Source organism: Pseudarthrobacter sp. MDT3-1 (genome assembly GCF_054510755.1).
In genome coordinates this window covers 1-15,319 of sequence record NZ_JBTNDX010000002.1, presented here as the reverse complement: position 1 = coordinate 15,319, position 15,319 = coordinate 1, and the positions used below count along the sequence as shown (strand labels likewise).

Genomic DNA, 15,319 nt, shown 5'->3' with positions numbered 1-15,319 from the left:
AAGCTTTTTGGAGACGCAAAAGTCCATCCCTGTACTGAACTGAGGTTTCCGTGCGCCACCCCGCCGCCATCCGAACGTCCCTCGCAGCCCTCGCCGGCGTGAGCCTGCTGCTCACCGCCTGCGGCTCCGGAGGCGGTGCACCGTCGGCGACGTCCGGCCCGGAGTCATCTGCCGGCGTCGTCGAGGTGGTGGCGTCCACCAACGTGTACGGGGACATCGCCGCGATCATCGGCGGGGACAAAGTCAACGTCACCTCCATCATCACCAAGACCAGCCAGGACCCGCATTCGTACGAGGCCACCGCGCAGGACCGGCTGCTGGTGTCCAAAGCGGAATTGGTGATCGAGAACGGCGGCGGCTACGACGCCTTCCTCCACAAGATGGCCGACGACAGCAACATCCCGCACAGCAATATCGTCACGGCCGTCGAAGTGGCTGGCCTGGCTCCGGAGGAAGGCCACACCGATTCATCGTCGGCGGCGAGCGAGTCAGCTGACGGCCACCACCACGAGTACGGTGAGTTCAACGAGCACGCCTGGTACAGCCTGGATGCCATGGGTAAGCTCGCTGATTCACTGGCGGCAAAACTGGGTGAACTCGAACCGGGATCAGCCGCCCTGTTCACTTCCAATGCCGCAACCTTCAAAGCCGGGGTGGACGGCCTGGCCGTCAAGCTCGCCGCGCTGAAGGCCAACGGAACAGGCGCAGCCGTGGCCGTGACCGAACCTGTCCCGCTGTACCTGCTCGAGGCAGCCGGGCTGGAGAACAAGACTCCGGCCGACTACACCGCCGCGATCGAGGAAGGCTCGGACGTTCCGCCCGCGGTGCTGAAGGCAGCCACGGACCTGGCGGGATCCAAGGACATCAGTTTCCTGGCCTACAACGCGCAGACAGAGGGATCACAGACACAGGCGCTGAAAAAGGCAGCCGAAGCAGCCGGCGTTCCCGTCATTGACTTCAGCGAAACCCTGCCCGAAGGCAAGACGTACCTGCAGTGGATGACGGACAATGTTGACAACGTCAGCAAAGTTTTGGAGAAAAATAGTTGAAACCGGTGGTCAGCCTCCGCGGGGCGTCCCTGCAGTTCGGCAAACGCTTGCTCTGGGAGGATCTCGACCTGGACATCAGGCCCGGTGAGTTTTTCGCCGTCCTGGGCCCCAACGGCAGCGGAAAGACCAGTTTCCTCAAGGTTCTTCTGGGCCTGCAGGAACTGCAGTCCGGCCGGGCCACGCTCGGCGACCGTCCCGTGGAGCGGGGCAGCAACCTGATCGGCTACATTCCGCAGCAGAAATCCTTCGCTCCGGACACCCCCATGCGTGCCCGGGACCTGGTGGGGCTCGGCGTGGACGGCCACCGCTGGGGGCTGCGGCTGGGCAAGTCCCGGGCAAACCGCAGGATCGATGAGCTCCTGGAACTGGTGGGCGCCAGCGACTACGCTAAAGTCCCCGTGGGCCAGCTCTCCGGCGGTGAGCAGCAGCGCCTCCGGGTGGCCCAGGCGCTGGCCACGGACCCCAAGGTCCTCCTCTGTGACGAACCGTTGCTGTCCCTGGACCTGCACCATCAGCAGGCCGTCAGCGCGCTGATCAACAAGCAGTGCCACGCCCAGAACAGCGCGGTGGTTTTTGTCACCCATGAAATCAACCCCATCATCGACTACGTTGACCGTGTGCTGTACCTGGTCGGCGGGCGGTTCCGCGTGGGGACCCCGGAAGAGGTCATGACCACCGAGGTCCTGACCGAGCTCTATGGCAGCCACGTGGAAGTCATCCACGCGAACGGGCGCATCGTCGTCATCGGCCTGCCCGACGCGACCACGCACCATCACGCAGATGTCCACGCCACGGTGGGGGAGGTGGCCTGATGGATGCGGACAGCATCATCGCAGCGATCTTCAGCTTCGAGAACTACGGAGAGCTGCTGGTGCTGGTCCAGAACTCCATCTGGGCCGGGGCCGTGCTGGGCCTGCTGGGCGGGCTGGTGGGCACCTTCGTGATGAAACGGGACCTGGCCTTCGCCGTCCACGGCATCTCGGAGCTCTCCTTCGCCGGGGCGGCGTTTGCGCTCCTGATCGGCTCGGACATCGTGTTTGGCTCGCTCATCGGCTCGGTGGCGGCGGCGCTGCTCCTGGGCCTGATGGGCGTCCGGGCCCGGGACAAAAACTCCATCATCGGGGTCATCATGCCCTTCGGCCTGGGGCTCGGCATCCTGTTCCTGTCGCTCTACGAAGGCCGGGCCGCCAACAAATTCGGCCTGCTCACGGGGCAGATCGTGTCCGTGGACACCGTCCAGCTCCAGGTCCTTGCCGGCGCCGCTGTGCTGGTCATTGCAGCACTGGCAGCCATCTGGCGCCCGCTGAACTTTGCCAGCGTTGATCCCGAACTGGCCGAAGCCCGCGGGGTGCCCGTACGGACGCTCGCGCTGATCTTCATGGTCCTGCTGGGAGTCAGCGTAGCGCTATCCATCCAGGTGGTGGGGGCGCTCCTGGTGCTCGCATTGCTGATCACCCCGGCAGCCGCGGCGCTCCGCGTGACGTCCGCTCCCGTGGCCGTCGTGGCGCTCAGCGTTGTTTTCGCCGTCACGGCCACGGTGGGCGGAATCCTGCTGGCCCTGGGCGGCCGGATCCCCATCAGCCCTTACGTCACCACGCTGTCATTCCTGATCTACGTGGCGTGCCGCGTCGTGGGCAGTGTCCGGGCCAAGAAGGGCATCAACGGCCGGCTGGTGCACGCCCGCTGACGCGGTCCAACGGCGTGCGTCCGGTTGTTGCGGCTCAGGCCGTCAGAGTTTGCCGGCGGACCTGAGGGCTGTGCAGTCCGGGCACAGCCCGAAGATCTCCACGGTGTGCGCCACCTCGGTGTAGCCGTGTTCGGTGGCGATCCGGGCGGCCCAGGTTTCCACCGCCGGGGCCTCGACTTCCACGGCCTTCCCGCAGTTGCGGCACAGCAGGTGGTGGTGGTGCCCGGTCACGGCGCAGCGCCGGTAAACGGCTTCGCCCTCGCCGTTGCGCAGCACGTCCACGAGGCCGTCATCGGCGAGGGACTGCAGGATCCGGTACGCCGTTGCCAGGGAAACCGACACGCCCTTGTTCTGCAGGATGCGGTAGAGCTCCTGCGTGCTGACGAAGTCATCCAGCTCGTCCAGGGCAGCGCCGACGGCCACACGCTGCTTGGTGACGCGCTGCTCCTTGCCGGGCACACTGGCGGTGCCTGCGCCGGATGCGGCGGTCGACGGCGTGGCGTCAGCTTTGGTGCCGAACGGCATGAAGGTACTCGCTTCCCTGAGGGACGGTGGCAATCATCAAGATTACCAGCCGGGGCTGAACAGCCGGACGCCCCTTGGACAGGCTTGGGGCCTGACCCTAGGCTGGCGCTATGAAGCTGACAAAATACACCCACGCGTGCGTCCGGCTTGAGAAGGACGGCGGGGTGCTGGTGCTGGATCCGGGAACATACTCCGAGACGGCCGAAGCCCTGTCCGGGGCGCAGGCCGTGCTGATCACGCACGAGCACGCCGACCATGTGGATGTGCCAGCCATGGTCAACGCACTGCGCCGCTCTCACGTCCTGGCGGTCTTCGCGCCGGCCGGAGTGGCCGCCCATCTGCGGGAGGAGGCGCCGCAGGCCGCAGTGCGGATCCACACTGTTGAACCCGGTTCCAGTTTTGACGCGGCCGGCTTCAACGTGCGCAGCTTCGGCGGACAGCACGCACTGATCCACCCGCAGGTTCCCATCGTGGCCAACATCGGCTACCTGGTAAACGGCAACGTCTACCACCCGGGGGACTCTTTCATCATCCCGGACGGTCTCAGCGTACAGACGCTGCTGGTTCCGCTCCACGCGCCGTGGAGCAAGGTCAGCGAGGTGGTGGATTTTGTCATTGCCGTCCGGGCCCCGCGTGCGTTCCAGATCCACGACGGGCTGCTCAACGAAACGGGCCTGAAGGTCGCAGAATCCCATGTTGCCCGGCTGGGCCGGAAATACGGCACCGAGTACACCCGCCTTGCCCCGCGGGAATCAGTGGAGGTCTGACCGGCTACGCGTTCCAGACGCCGGTCTCGAAAAACCGGCGGATGACTTCCTCATACGGCTCGGGGTCCAGGCCCTGCCCTGACAGCCACGCGGGATTGTAGTAGTTGCCCGCATAGCGGTCGCCGCCGTCGCACATCAACGACACAATGCTGCCGCGCTGTCCCTCGGCCACCATTTCCCCCACAAGCTGCCAGACACCCCACAGGTTGGTGCCCGTGGACGGTCCGGCATGCAAGTCGGCGACCGTGCGCAGGTGCCGCATGGCTGCGACGGAGGCGGCATCGGGAACCTGAATCATGTGGTCGATGACGGCGGGCACAAAGCTCGGTTCCATCCGCGGCCGGCCGATCCCTTCGATCCGTGACGGCATTCCGGTGCTGGCCTCACCCGCACCGCTCAGCCAGCCGGGGTAGAACGCGGAATTCTCCGGGTCTACCACCGCAAGGCGCGTGTCGTGGCCGCGGTAGCGCAGGTAGCGGCCAATGGTCGCACTCGTGCCTCCGGTCCCCGCACCCACCACGATCCAGCGGGGGACGGGGTGTTCCTCCAGCGCCAGCTGGCCGAAGATGGACTCCGCGATGTTGTTGTTGCCACGCCAGTCTGTGGCCCGCTCCGCGTAGGTGAACTGGTCCATGTAGTGGCCGTTGGATGTGGCAGCGACGTCCGCCGCCGCAGCATAAACTTCTGAGGCGTGGTCAACCAACAGGCACGTGCCGCCGAACTGTTCGATCAGCGCGATCTTCTCCGGGCTCGTCGTGCGGGTCATGACTGCTACGAACGGCAGGCCCAGGAGCTGTGCGAAATATGCCTCCGAAACAGCGGTGCTGCCGCTGGACGCCTCCACGATGGTGGTACCTTCGCGGATCCAGCCGTTGACCAGGCCAAAGAGGAACAGCGAGCGGGCCAGCCGGTGCTTGAGGCTCCCCGAACGGTGAGTGGATTCGTCCTTGAGGTAAAGCTGGACGCCCCAGTGCTCCGGGAGCGGCACCGAGTAGAGATGGGTATCGGCGGACCGGTTGTTTTCTGCATTGACTTTTCTGATGGCCTCGTCAGCCCAGGCCCGGTCCGCGCTCGCGTTCTTCACCGGACCAGCCTACCGTCGGCCCTCCGTGCAGGGCGCTCTGCCGCAGCTAGAGTTGGATCAGCGACTGCACACCTCACAAGCACAATTGCCAAGGAGAACGATGGGTCCACTGATGGCTGTCCCGGCTTTGGCGGCGCGTTTCGACGCCGGACAGCGGACCGTGGTGCTGGACATCCGCTGGGCGCTGGGCGACCCGCACGGCCGCGAACACTACCTTGGGGGCCACCTCCCGGGGGCAGTTTTTGTGGACCTGGCCACCGAGTTGGCGACGCCGGCCACGCCCGCCCGCGGCAGGCACCCGCTGCCCACCCACGCGGAATTCCAGGAAACTGCCAGGCGCTGGGGGATCAACAACGGCGACGTTGTGGTGGCCTATGACAACAGCGGCAATATGGCTGCCGCCCGCCTCTGGTGGATGCTCCGCAACGCCGGGTTCCAGGCCGTGTACCTGCTCGACGGCGGCCTGGCCGCGTGGCGGGACGCCGGACTGCCGCTGGACACCGGACCCGTGGACGCCGCCGTCGGGCGTGTTTCCTTTGATGTTTCCCCTGCCGGAGGCAGGATGCCCAGCATTGACGCGGCCGGAGCGGCGGACTGGCCGGCAACGGGCGTCCTCCTGGACGCCCGGGCGGGCGAAAGGTACCGGGGCGAATTTGAACCCGTTGACCCCCGCGCCGGCCACATTCCGGGCGCCCGGAGCGCACCCACAACGGAGAACGTGGACGGGGCCGGGCATTTCCTGCCCGCGGACCTGCTGCGGCATCGGTTCGAGGACCTCGGCGTCCGCGACGACGTCCCGGTGGCCGTGTACTGCGGCTCGGGCGTGACCGCCGCCCACGAGGTGGCCGCTCTCGAAATCGCAGGATTCCGGGCCGCCCTCTATCCGGGATCCTTCTCGGAATGGTCCAACAATCCCGCGCTGCCGGTGGCGACGGGCAGCCGGCCGAATGGCCATGCGGCGGCCCGCGGGGGTAGCGTCGAAGGATGACCCCAGGACGCCCCGTACCGCCGCCCCTTGCCCGCCCCGTATTGCCGAACGACGATGGTGTTGCTGCTCATCCTGCTACGGACCTGGACACCGCTCCGGGCACCGGCGTGCTGGCAGCCGCCTATGGCGCGGTTTCCGCTGACAGCGGCATGGTGCCCCTGACGCTTGCCCGGCGTGCCCCGAAGGAAGATGACGTCGAAATTGCCATCGAATTCTGCGGCCTGTGCCACTCGGACGTGCACGCCACGCGAGGCGAATGGGGCAGCCAGAAATATCCGCTGGTCCCCGGCCACGAGATCGTCGGAACCGTCAGCCGCGTCGGCTCGGCCGTGACTGACTTCATACCGGGGGACCGCGTGGGCGTCGGGTGCATGGTTGATTCCTGCCGCGAATGTGAGAGCTGCCTGGACGGCCTGGAACAGTACTGTGAAAACGGGCTGATCGGGACCTACGGCGCCAAGGATCCACGCAACGGCGATACCGTCACTCAGGGCGGTTACTCGTCCGCCGTGGTGGTGGACCGGCGCTACGTGGTCCGAGTGCCTGGCAACCTGGACCCGGCCGCCGTCGCCCCCATGCTCTGCGCCGGTGTCACCACGTTCTCTCCCTTGCGGCACTTCGACGTGGAGGAAGGCGACGTGGTGGGCGTGGTGGGGCTCGGTGGGCTCGGACACATGGCCGTGAAGCTGGCCAAGGCCATGGGGGCGCGGGTGGTGGTGTTCACCACCTCCGAAGGCAAGGTGCCGGCCGCACTGGAACTCGGAGCGGACGACGTGATCCTGTCCCGGGACAAGGACGCCATGGCCGCCGCGGACCGCACCGTCGACCTCATAATCGACACTGTGGCCGCTCCGCACGACCTGAATCCGTTCTTCCGCACGCTGCGCGTGGACGGCGCCCTGTTCCAGCTGGGCCTGCCCTCCGACGCCATGCCGCCGGTGAATCCGGGGGCCCTGATCCGGCGGCGGATCGCGTACGCTGGCTCGCTGATCGGCGGCATCGCCGAAACTCAGGAGATGCTCGACTTCTGCGCCGAGCATGGAGTGGTGGCGGATATCGAACTGGTGCGCGCAGACCAGCTGAATGAGGCCTACGACCGCATGGTGGCAGGCGACGTCAAATACCGGTTTGTGCTGGACACCAGCACCCTGCAGGCTCCGGCCGCGAAGGCAGACGTATGAGCACTCTGTTCACGAAAATCATCAAAGGCGAGATCCCCGGACGCTTCGTCTGGCGGGAGGCTGACGTTGCGGCCTTCCTGACCACGGGTCCCCTGGCCGACGGGCACACCCTGGTGGTCCCCACCGAGGAGGTGGACCGCTGGACGGATGCGTCCCCGGAAACCCTCGCGAAGGTGATGGAAGTGGCCCGCCGGATCGGTGCGGTGCAGCTGGACGTCTTCCCCGCCGAGCGGGCGGGGCTGATTGTGGCCGGGTACGAGATCAACCACCTGCACGTCCACGTGTGGCCGTCCAGGACCATGGCTGATTTCGATTTCGCCTCTGCCGACCAGAACCCGGATCCCGCGGTGCTGGACGCGAACGCCGAAAAGCTGCGCGCCGGGCTTCGGGCCGCCGGCTACGCGGAATTCGTTCCCGCCAGCTGAGCCTGACGCTCGCGCCGGTTTGGCCCGTCCAGGTCTTTGCCCGCGCCAGCCGTGGGCCGGCAGGCCTAGGCCGGCGCGAGCGCCTTGTTAAGGACAGCCCTGATCCGCTTTTCGGAGACGGAATAGGCCGTTCCGAGTTCGACGGCGAAGAGGCTCACGCGCAGCTCTTCGATCATCCAGCGGACCTGCGTCAGTTCTGCACCGACCCGACGCCCGGGCAGCAGCGCCGACACGGCGTCGTCGTAATCGTCTTCCAGCCGCTGGACCGCGGCCATGCTCAGGCCATCCCGCTGGACGTTGCCGGGGAGCTTTTCGAGGCGTTTCTCGATGGCGGCAAGGTAGCGGGGGAGCTGGCTCAGCTGCATATAGCCGGTGCGGGCCACGAATCCCGGGAACACGAGCTGCTCGAGCTGGCTCCTGACATCGTTCAGGGCGCTGATCAGTGCCAAACTGGTGGTGCCCTTCAGCATTTTCTCAATCCGCCGGGTGCTGGCCAGGACGCGCTCCACCACGGCCGTCACACTGAAGACGGTATCGATCAGTTCCGCCCGGACCTGTTCGTAAAGGGCGTCGAAGGACCCCCGGTCCCACGGGAGTTCCGCCGGGGTCAGTTTGTCCACGGCAACCAGGGCACAATCGGCAATGAGGGCTGACACCGAACCGTGCGGATTCTGGCTGAACGTCAGCTTTTCGGTGTTGTTGAGGTGCTCCAGGACGTAACGGTCCGGTGCCGGTACCCTGAGGGCGAGGAGCCGGATCACACCGCCGCGCATGGCCTCGAGCTGCTCCGACGAGGTCTGGAAGACGCGCAGCGCCACGGATGTTCCTTCATCCACCAACGCCGGATAGCCGGTGACCATGTGGCCGTTGACGGTGTTGCTGACCTGCCGCTGGACCGTGCCGAAGGCCCACTCGGTCAGGCCGGTCTGTTCCTGGAAGCCTGTGCCGCTGCCGGCTGCATTTCCGCCAGTAGATGACGCGGGTACTGTTCCGCCGGCCTTTCCGGGTGTCTTCGAATTTCCAAGAGACTGCGGCGCGGTGGTTCCCGGCGTCGCCCCCAAGGATTCAGCGATGGCGCGGCGGGTTGCCGGGGCCAGCCGCTCCTGAAGGACCGCGAGGTCCTTGCCCTCATCCAGCACCTTGCCCCGCGTATCGACAACCTTGAAGCTCACCCGCAGATGGGACGGCACAGCGTCCCAGTTCCAGGAATCTGGCGGGATGACGTGGCCGCGGATCCGGCGCAAGGCCAGTTCCAGTGAAGCTTCCAGCTCATCGTGCGCCGGATCGAAGTCCGAATCCAGGGCAGCAACGGCCTGCCGGGCCACATCCGGAGCGGGGACGAAGTTCTTGCGGACCTGCTTGGGGAGTGACTTGATCAGGGCAGCCACAAGCTCCGCGCGCTGGCCCGGGATCAGCCAGCGGAAGGCGGCATCATCGAGCTGGTTAAGGAAGAGCACCGGGACTTCGGCTGTGACGCCGTCGGACGGGTTGGGTGGTGACCCGGGCGCCACCGGGTGGAACTCGTAGCTGAGCGGGAGCTCGAAGCCCTTGTGCAATAGCGTCTTCGGATAAGCGGCTTCGTCCAGGCCATCGGCGTCGTTGTTGAGCAGCAATGACTTGTCGTAGTCGAGGAGGTCCGGATTCTGCTGCCGGGCCTCCTTCCACCATTTGTCGAAGTGCCGTTCGGATACAACGTCGGGGCCGATCCTGGCGTCGTAGAACTCAAACAGCGTTTCGTCGTCCACCAGCAGGTCGCGGCGGCGCATCCTGGCTTCGAGCTCCTCGACCTCCAGAAGCAGGGCGCGGTTGCGGTGGAAGAACTTGTGGTGCGTTTTCCAATCGCCTTCCACCAGGGCGTGCCGGATGAACAGCTCGCGGGCCAGCACAGGATCCACTCGGCTGTAGTTGACCCGGCGCTGCGGGATGATGGGCACGCCGTACAGGGTGACCTTCTCGTACGCCATGACCGCGCCCATTCTGGTGGACCAGTGCGGCTCGCTGTAGCTGCGCTTAACGAGGTCCGGCGCCACCTGTTCTGCCCAGACGGGATCGAACTTGGCTGCGACCCTGGCCCAGAGGCGGCTCGTCTCCACGAGTTCGGCAGCCATCACAAACGTGGGGGACTTCTTGAAGAGCGACGAACCGGGGAAGATTGCGAACCGGCTGCCGCGGGCACCGGCGTATTCGCGCTTGCGCTCGTCCAGGATGCCGATGTGGCTGAGGAGGCCCGACAGCAGGCTCATGTGGATGCCCTCGTGGTTGCCCGCAGGATCGGCAAGGCGCTTGTTGTCCAGACTGATCCCGAGCGGGCGGGCCATCTGGCGGAGCTGGGCGAAGAGATCCTGCCACTCCCTGACCCGAAGGTAGTTGATGAACTCGGTCCGGCACAGGCGGCGGAACTGGGTGGACGAGAGTTCCTGCTGTTTCTCCTGCAGGTAGTTCCACAGGTTCAGGAAGCCGGTGAAGTCCGAGTTTTCATCGCGGAAGCGGGCATGCTTCTCGGCGGCGAGCTGCTGCTTGTCCGTGGGACGCTCACGCGGGTCCTGGATGGTCAGCGCCGCGGCCAGGATCATTACCTCGCGGACGCAGCCGCGCTTGCCGGCCTCCACGATCATCCTGCCGAGGCGGGGATCCACCGGCAGCTGGGCAAGCTGCTGTCCGACGGCGGTGAGTCCGCCGCTCTTGGCGTCACCTGGCCGGACGGCATTCAGGGCGCCGAGCTCGCGCAGGAGCGTAACGCCGTCGTTGATTGCCCGCGAGTCCGGCGGCTCGACGAACGGGAAGTTCTCCACGTCCTTGGGCCCGCGGGCAACGCCCATGGCGGTCATCTGCAGGATGACGGCCGCCAGGTTGGTGCGCAGGATTTCCGGATCCGTGAACAGCGGCCGGGACCCGAAGTCCTCTTCCGAATAGAGCCGGATGGCGATGCCGTCCGACACACGGCCGCACCGGCCGGAGCGCTGGTTCGCCGAAGCCTGCGACACGCGCTCGATGGGCAGCCGCTGGACCTTGGTGCGGTGCGAGTAGCGGGAGATGCGGGCCGTGCCGGTGTCGATGACGTACTTGATGCCCGGGACCGTCAGGGACGTCTCGGCCACGTTGGTGGCCAGCACAATCCGGCGGTTTTTGCCGGGGTGGAACACCTTGTGCTGTTCCTGCAGGCTCAGGCGGGCGAACAGCGGGAGCACCTCGGTGCCGGCCAGGCGCCGGTTGGACTGGATCCTGGCGTTGAGTGCCTCTGCTGCGTCGCGGATTTCGCGCTCGCCGGAGAAAAAGACCAGGATGTCGCCGGGGGCCTCGGTGGCGAGTTCGTCAACGGCGTCGCAGACGGCGTCGAGCGGATCGCGGTCCTCTTCGAGTTCGTCATCGGAGGCGTCTGCATCTTCGCGATCGGCGGGTCCGCCGGCCGGCTGGGACAGCGGCCTGTACCGGATCTCCACCGGGAACGTGCGCCCGGACACCTCGATGATGGGGGAGGGCTCGTCGTCGGACCCGAAGTGTTTCGCGAACCGCTCCGGATCGATCGTGGCCGAGGTGATGATGATTTTCAGGTCCGGCCGCTGCGGCAGGATGCGCTTGAGGTAGCCCAGGATGAAGTCGATGTTGAGGCTGCGCTCGTGCGCTTCGTCAATGATGATGGCGTTGTATTTGCGCAGCAGCTTGTCCCGCTGGATCTCGGCGAGCAGGATGCCGTCGGTCATGAGCTTGACCTTGGTGGCGCGGCTGACTTCGCCCGTGAACCGCACCTGGAAGCCGACTTCCTGGCCGATCTCCACACCGAGTTCCTCGGCGATGCGCTCAGCGACGGTGCGGGCTGCGAGCCGCCGCGGCTGGGTGTGCCCGATCAGGCCGTTGTCGCCCAGGCCCAGCTCGAGGCACATTTTGGGGATCTGGGTGGTCTTGCCGGAGCCGGTCTCGCCGGCGATGATGGTCACCTGGTTCGCTGCAATGGCAGCCTTCAGGTCCTCGCGGCGCTCGGAAACGGGCAGCTCAGCAGGGTAGGAGATATGAAATGTCATGGCTGCAGCCAGTCTACTGGGGCGGCGCCTGTTTCCCACGCTTGCTGCTGGCAACCCCGACGCCGGCCCGGCCGTTGATCCCACCTTCCCCGCCCTCCCGGACGCCACTCAATCAGAACATGAGGAAGGGACCCGGCTCACATGAGCCGCGTCCCTTCGTGTTAGTACGGATGGGTTAACAATGGCGGGTTGAGGCATGCCTTCTGGTTAGAAAATGCGCAGGGTGTAGTTAACGCTGGGCAGGTCCAGGGCGGACCAAGGCTGGTCGGAGGTGATGGGCGGGGTGTGGCCGCGGCCATCACGCAGGAGCGCTGAGACGGTGGCGGCGAGAACAACGAGGAGCAGGACCACTAGGGCGATTCCGAAGATTTCCATGACTCAATGCTGCTCCCGTGGGCTGTGAAGAAACAGTGGCAGAAATGCCCAAAAAGCTCGAATTTCTGCCATAATGGAAGCATGCTCAAATCAGTGGCAGTCATCGTAGTTCCCAACTTCTCTGTCTTCGAGTTCGCCACCGCCTGCGAGGTTTTTGGTATCGACAGATCAGGACGCGGCAGCAACGTTCCGGCGTTCGACTTCCGGGTCTGCGCACCCGAACCTGGTAACGTCCGGATGAAATCGGGACTTTCCTTGAATGTTTCGCTGGGATTGGAGGCAACGGCGGACGCGGACCTCGTGATCATGACCCCCTTCGGACGCGACGACGACGTTCCGGAATCCGTGCTGGAGGCATTGCGCGCCGCGCACGCCCGTGGAGCCTGGGTGATGTCCATCTGTTCCGGAGCCTTTGCCCTGGCCCGCGCCGGTCTGCTGAACGGGCGGCGTTGCACCACGCACTGGCACTATTCCCATGAACTCGCAAACCGGTACCCGGAAGTGCAAGTCGATGAAAACGTGCTCTATGTGCAGGACGGCAACCTGATCACCAGCGCCGGAACAGCGGCAGGAATTGATGCCTGCCTTCATCTGGTGCGCGTTGAGTTGGGCGCCAATGTGGCTGCCGCCATTGCGCGGGACATGGTGGTGCCGCCGCACCGCGACGGTGGCCAGGCTCAGTTCATCGACCGGCCCGTGCCAGCCTGTGGATCGGCGCCGATGGAAGAGTTGTTGCGCTGGATGGTGCAGAACCTGGAGCAGGAGCACACCGTCGTTGAGCTGGCGTCCCGCGTCCACATGTCAGCCAGGACCTTCGCCCGCCGCTTCCGGTCCGAAACGGGGGCCACCCCTGCTGCCTGGCTGAACTCGCAGCGTGTCCTCCGGGCGCAGGTGCTGTTGGAATCCACTGACCTGAACATCGACGAGGTTGCCCGGGAATCCGGCTTTGGCCACCCCGTCCTCCTTCGGCATCACTTCGCCAAGGTGCTGGACACCAGCCCGCAGTCCTACCGCCGGGCCTTCCGGGGGCAACTGGTAACAGCAGGCTGACTGGAGACGCAGCTAAGCCTGCACAGGACCCCGCCGGTCGGGGCTGTCCCCGGCTGCCGCCCGGGTGGTGTCCACCAGCACACGCCATGGTCCGGTGACAGCCTGCTCCGGCAGCGCCGCCCGCCGCTGGCCGGCCCGGATCGAATAGATAAATCGGTCGGGCTGGTTGTCCTGCACCTCCGCGGCTGCGGCCCGGACGGTCTTGGGCACCGCGTCCCAAGGGCATGCTTCCACAATGGGTTGCCACTGGCTTTTGGCGCTCGCGGTCTGGGCATGCACTGTCCATACGCGGGTCAGGGCTGCGATGCCGCCGCTGCGCTCCACACTGATCTTCATGGCCTGGGTCCTGGGCTTTCCTGCAGCCTGGCCGCCGGCTCGCGGCGGGCAGGCGTTCAACTAAAGCTTGACCTTCACAGTTTCCCACGCCTGCCGCACGGCGTCATGCTCCGGCGAATCGGTGCCGAACAGGTCGACGGCAGATGCCGCCGTCGCCCTAGCGAAGACGCGGAAGGTGGCGGTGGCAGGCAGCGAGCCGCCCGTCAGTGTGTCGTACCAGATCCGTCCCGGCGCCTCCCAGGCGTTGCCGCCCAGGGTCTCCGCCGTGAGGTAGAAGGCCCTGTTGGGGATCCCGGAGTTGATGTGGACGCCGCCGTTGTCCGCGCTGGTCCGCACGTACGAGTCCATCGAATCCGGCTGGGGGTCCTTACCCAGCACGTCGTCGTCGTACGCTGTGCCCGGGGCCTTCAAGGATCGGAGAGCCGATCCCTCAACCTGGGGCGTGAAGAGCCCTTCGCCGATCAGCCAGCTGGCGTCGGTCACGGACTGGCTGTTCAGGTACTGCTCCACGAGCGCGCCGAAAACGTCGGACATGGATTCGTTGATGGCACCGGCCTGGTTGCGGTAAGCCAACCCCGCCGAGTACTGCGTGACGCCGTGCGTGAGTTCGTGCCCGATGACGCTGAGCGACCGCGTAAAACGGTCGAAGACTTCGCCGTCGCCGTCGCCGAAGACCATCTGCCGGCCGTCCCAGAAAGCATTGTCGTAGAGCTTGCCAAAGTGCACCGTGGCATCGAGCGGCAGGCCTTCCCCGTCGATGGAGTTACGGCCGAAGACGTCGGCAAACAGGCGATGCGTGTGCCCAAGGCCGTCGTACGCCTCATCAGCGGACTGATCGCCGGAGGCCGGTTCGCCTTCCTTGCGCATGAGCTTTCCGGGCAGGTTCTCCGAACCGCCGGCATCGTAGACGCTCCTGTTGGGCGGGCCCGGGCGGACGTCCCGCAGTGCCGGGGGAGCGGCAGGCGCCGGCTGGGTACGGGCTGATTGGACGTACCGGACGTGGCTTAGCGCTTCCTTGGCAGCCCGTGCGGCGGCTGAAAACCTCGGCTCGTCCAGGCGGGCCAACCGCCGCAGCAAGTAAGGCGGAACGATCGAACAGAATGTGGCTGGAATGTGCATGGTCTACCTCCTCGCGTTCGTTGAATCAGCCTACGAGGGGGCGCCGACAATCCGACGAAGGCGCACTCAATCCAGCGCGAACGGACACTTGGGGCCCCGTGCGCGAGGGGACAGCTGTGGCCCTGAACTCCGCGGCGGCTGGAGGCACGGATCGTTGTTTCGCGGAGTTGTGCACATAGCCGTTTAGGCTGGCCGTTATTGTCAGACCCTCGCGGGATCATTTGAGTATGGATACCAGAGCAGCTGTGGTGACGGCGGAGGCACTTGCGGTGTCTTTCGCTGAGCTGGCTGTTGTGATCAGTGAAGGTGCCGAAGCCTCCGGTCCCTGGGAGGCTGATCCGTTGCGCCGGGTGGTGGGTGGTTTCCTGGACGGGCTGGCCGAGATCTCGCGGTTGGACGCGAAAAGTGCCGCCCTGAAGGCCTGGCTGGCTGCCGGTTACGGCGCCGCTGCCGAGGCCCTGGCGGGTCCGGCCGAGTCGCCGCAGGACCACACAGGTCAGGAGATGGCTGTCGTCGCTGAGGTCGCTTGCGCCCTGACGGTGAGTGAACGCAGTGCCGGTGCCCTGCTCGCCGAATCCCACGTACTGACCACGGCCTTGCCGCTGACGTTTGCGGCATTGCAGGCCGGGACGATTTCGTGGCAGCACGCCCGGATCATGGTCGACGAAACCACCAACCTTGACCTCACCGGGGCGCAGGCGTTGGAGGCACATT

General features: G+C 65.9%; 16 protein-coding genes. 10 read left to right on the top strand and 6 right to left on the bottom strand.

Annotated features, from left to right (window positions below; all coding sequences use genetic code 11):
* The first annotated feature begins 50 nt into the window (after positions 1-50).
* From ACX80X_RS01430 to ACX80X_RS01420, 3 genes are read left to right on the top strand one after another with little or no spacing between them, the layout of a single operon-like run.
* The gene (locus ACX80X_RS01430) at positions 51-1,049 is read left to right on the top strand and encodes a metal ABC transporter solute-binding protein, Zn/Mn family (protein ID WP_252614320.1); all 999 of its coding nucleotides are present in this window, start codon (positions 51-53) and stop codon (positions 1,047-1,049) included.
* A complete protein-coding gene (locus ACX80X_RS01425; protein WP_252614319.1) occupies positions 1,046-1,861 on the top strand; it encodes a metal ABC transporter ATP-binding protein in 816 nt (271 codons plus the stop codon). The genes ACX80X_RS01430 and ACX80X_RS01425 overlap by 4 nt, the downstream gene beginning before the upstream one ends.
* Positions 1,861-2,736, top strand: a complete 876-nt coding sequence (locus tag ACX80X_RS01420; RefSeq protein WP_252614318.1) for a metal ABC transporter permease — start codon at positions 1,861-1,863, stop codon at positions 2,734-2,736. Before ACX80X_RS01425 ends, ACX80X_RS01420 begins: the two co-directional genes overlap by 1 nt.
* Before the next feature lie 42 nt (positions 2,737-2,778).
* On the opposite strand, the gene ACX80X_RS01415 is transcribed toward ACX80X_RS01420, so the two are convergent.
* Positions 2,779-3,261, bottom strand: coding sequence for a Fur family transcriptional regulator (locus tag ACX80X_RS01415; protein ID WP_252614317.1), 483 nt, complete (start codon positions 3,259-3,261; stop codon positions 2,779-2,781).
* 110 nt (positions 3,262-3,371) lie between these two features.
* On the opposite strand from ACX80X_RS01415, the gene ACX80X_RS01410 reads away from it, so the two are divergent.
* Positions 3,372-4,028: an MBL fold metallo-hydrolase gene (locus tag ACX80X_RS01410; RefSeq protein WP_252614316.1), complete on the top strand. Its 657-nt coding sequence runs from the start codon at positions 3,372-3,374 to the stop codon at positions 4,026-4,028.
* Positions 4,029-4,032: 4 nt separating this feature from the next.
* On the opposite strand, the gene ACX80X_RS01405 is transcribed toward ACX80X_RS01410, so the two are convergent.
* On the bottom strand, positions 4,033-5,112 hold the full coding sequence (locus ACX80X_RS01405) for a PLP-dependent cysteine synthase family protein (protein ID WP_252614315.1): 1,080 nt from the start codon (positions 5,110-5,112) through the stop codon (positions 4,033-4,035).
* Positions 5,113-5,212: 100 nt separating this feature from the next.
* Between ACX80X_RS01405 and ACX80X_RS01400 the strand changes: the two genes are divergently transcribed.
* From ACX80X_RS01400 to ACX80X_RS01390, 3 genes are read left to right on the top strand one after another with little or no spacing between them, the layout of a single operon-like run.
* The gene (locus ACX80X_RS01400) at positions 5,213-6,100 is read left to right on the top strand and encodes a sulfurtransferase (protein WP_252614314.1); all 888 of its coding nucleotides are present in this window, start codon (positions 5,213-5,215) and stop codon (positions 6,098-6,100) included.
* Complete coding sequence (locus ACX80X_RS01395) at positions 6,097-7,281, top strand: NAD(P)-dependent alcohol dehydrogenase (RefSeq protein WP_305884353.1); 1,185 nt, start codon at positions 6,097-6,099, stop codon at positions 7,279-7,281. Before ACX80X_RS01400 ends, ACX80X_RS01395 begins: the two co-directional genes overlap by 4 nt.
* On the top strand, positions 7,278-7,706 hold the full coding sequence (locus ACX80X_RS01390) for an HIT family protein (RefSeq protein ID WP_252614313.1): 429 nt from the start codon (positions 7,278-7,280) through the stop codon (positions 7,704-7,706). Before ACX80X_RS01395 ends, ACX80X_RS01390 begins: the two co-directional genes overlap by 4 nt.
* Before the next feature lie 65 nt (positions 7,707-7,771).
* Here ACX80X_RS01390 and hrpA read toward each other — a convergent pair whose 3' ends face one another.
* Positions 7,772-11,725, bottom strand: a complete 3,954-nt coding sequence (gene hrpA / locus ACX80X_RS01385; protein WP_252614312.1) for an ATP-dependent RNA helicase HrpA — start codon at positions 11,723-11,725, stop codon at positions 7,772-7,774.
* Between hrpA and ACX80X_RS01380 the strand changes: the two genes are divergently transcribed.
* A complete protein-coding gene (locus ACX80X_RS01380; protein ID WP_252600105.1) occupies positions 11,724-11,870 on the top strand; it encodes a hypothetical protein in 147 nt (48 codons plus the stop codon). The two genes, hrpA and ACX80X_RS01380, sit on opposite strands and share 2 nt — an antisense overlap.
* A gap of 62 nt (positions 11,871-11,932) precedes the next feature.
* On the opposite strand, the gene ACX80X_RS01375 is transcribed toward ACX80X_RS01380, so the two are convergent.
* Positions 11,933-12,100 (bottom strand): hypothetical protein, encoded by a 168-nt coding sequence (locus ACX80X_RS01375; RefSeq protein ID WP_181037140.1) that lies wholly within the window; start codon positions 12,098-12,100, stop codon positions 11,933-11,935.
* Between the two features lie 81 nt (positions 12,101-12,181).
* Here ACX80X_RS01375 and ACX80X_RS01370 point away from each other — a divergent pair, with 81 nt between their 5' ends.
* Positions 12,182-13,150, top strand: a complete 969-nt coding sequence (locus tag ACX80X_RS01370; RefSeq protein ID WP_252600104.1) for a GlxA family transcriptional regulator — start codon at positions 12,182-12,184, stop codon at positions 13,148-13,150.
* A gap of 12 nt (positions 13,151-13,162) precedes the next feature.
* Here the strand turns inward: ACX80X_RS01370 and ACX80X_RS01365 are convergent, their stop codons facing one another.
* Complete coding sequence (locus tag ACX80X_RS01365) at positions 13,163-13,486, bottom strand: protealysin inhibitor emfourin (RefSeq protein WP_252611714.1); 324 nt, start codon at positions 13,484-13,486, stop codon at positions 13,163-13,165.
* A gap of 60 nt (positions 13,487-13,546) precedes the next feature.
* Positions 13,547-14,605, bottom strand: coding sequence for a M4 family metallopeptidase (locus tag ACX80X_RS01360; protein WP_252600102.1), 1,059 nt, complete (start codon positions 14,603-14,605; stop codon positions 13,547-13,549).
* A 227-nt stretch (positions 14,606-14,832) separates the two neighbouring features.
* Between ACX80X_RS01360 and ACX80X_RS01355 the strand changes: the two genes are divergently transcribed.
* Positions 14,833-15,319: DUF222 domain-containing protein (locus ACX80X_RS01355; protein WP_459310995.1), on the top strand; the 487-nt coding region annotated here is incomplete at its 3' end.

Excerpts from the sequence above, each read along its gene's own strand:
- ACX80X_RS01420 (WP_252614318.1), top strand. The coding sequence starts at position 1,861 with ATGGATGCGGACAGCATCATCGCAGCGATCTTCAGCTTCGAGAACTAC.
- ACX80X_RS01415 (WP_252614317.1), bottom strand. The coding sequence starts at position 3,261 with ATGCCGTTCGGCACCAAAGCTGACGCCACGCCGTCGACCGCCGCATCC.
- ACX80X_RS01410 (WP_252614316.1), top strand. The coding sequence starts at position 3,372 with ATGAAGCTGACAAAATACACCCACGCGTGCGTCCGGCTTGAGAAGGAC.
- ACX80X_RS01400 (WP_252614314.1), top strand. The coding sequence starts at position 5,213 with ATGGGTCCACTGATGGCTGTCCCGGCTTTGGCGGCGCGTTTCGACGCC.
- ACX80X_RS01395 (WP_305884353.1), top strand. The coding sequence starts at position 6,097 with ATGACCCCAGGACGCCCCGTACCGCCGCCCCTTGCCCGCCCCGTATTG.
- ACX80X_RS01390 (WP_252614313.1), top strand. The coding sequence starts at position 7,278 with ATGAGCACTCTGTTCACGAAAATCATCAAAGGCGAGATCCCCGGACGC.
- ACX80X_RS01380 (WP_252600105.1), top strand. The coding sequence starts at position 11,724 with ATGGCTGCAGCCAGTCTACTGGGGCGGCGCCTGTTTCCCACGCTTGCT.
- hrpA (WP_252614312.1), bottom strand. The coding sequence starts at position 11,725 with ATGACATTTCATATCTCCTACCCTGCTGAGCTGCCCGTTTCCGAGCGC.
- ACX80X_RS01375 (WP_181037140.1), bottom strand. The coding sequence starts at position 12,100 with ATGGAAATCTTCGGAATCGCCCTAGTGGTCCTGCTCCTCGTTGTTCTC.
- ACX80X_RS01370 (WP_252600104.1), top strand. The coding sequence starts at position 12,182 with ATGCTCAAATCAGTGGCAGTCATCGTAGTTCCCAACTTCTCTGTCTTC.
- ACX80X_RS01365 (WP_252611714.1), bottom strand. The coding sequence starts at position 13,486 with ATGAAGATCAGTGTGGAGCGCAGCGGCGGCATCGCAGCCCTGACCCGC.
- ACX80X_RS01360 (WP_252600102.1), bottom strand. The coding sequence starts at position 14,605 with ATGCACATTCCAGCCACATTCTGTTCGATCGTTCCGCCTTACTTGCTG.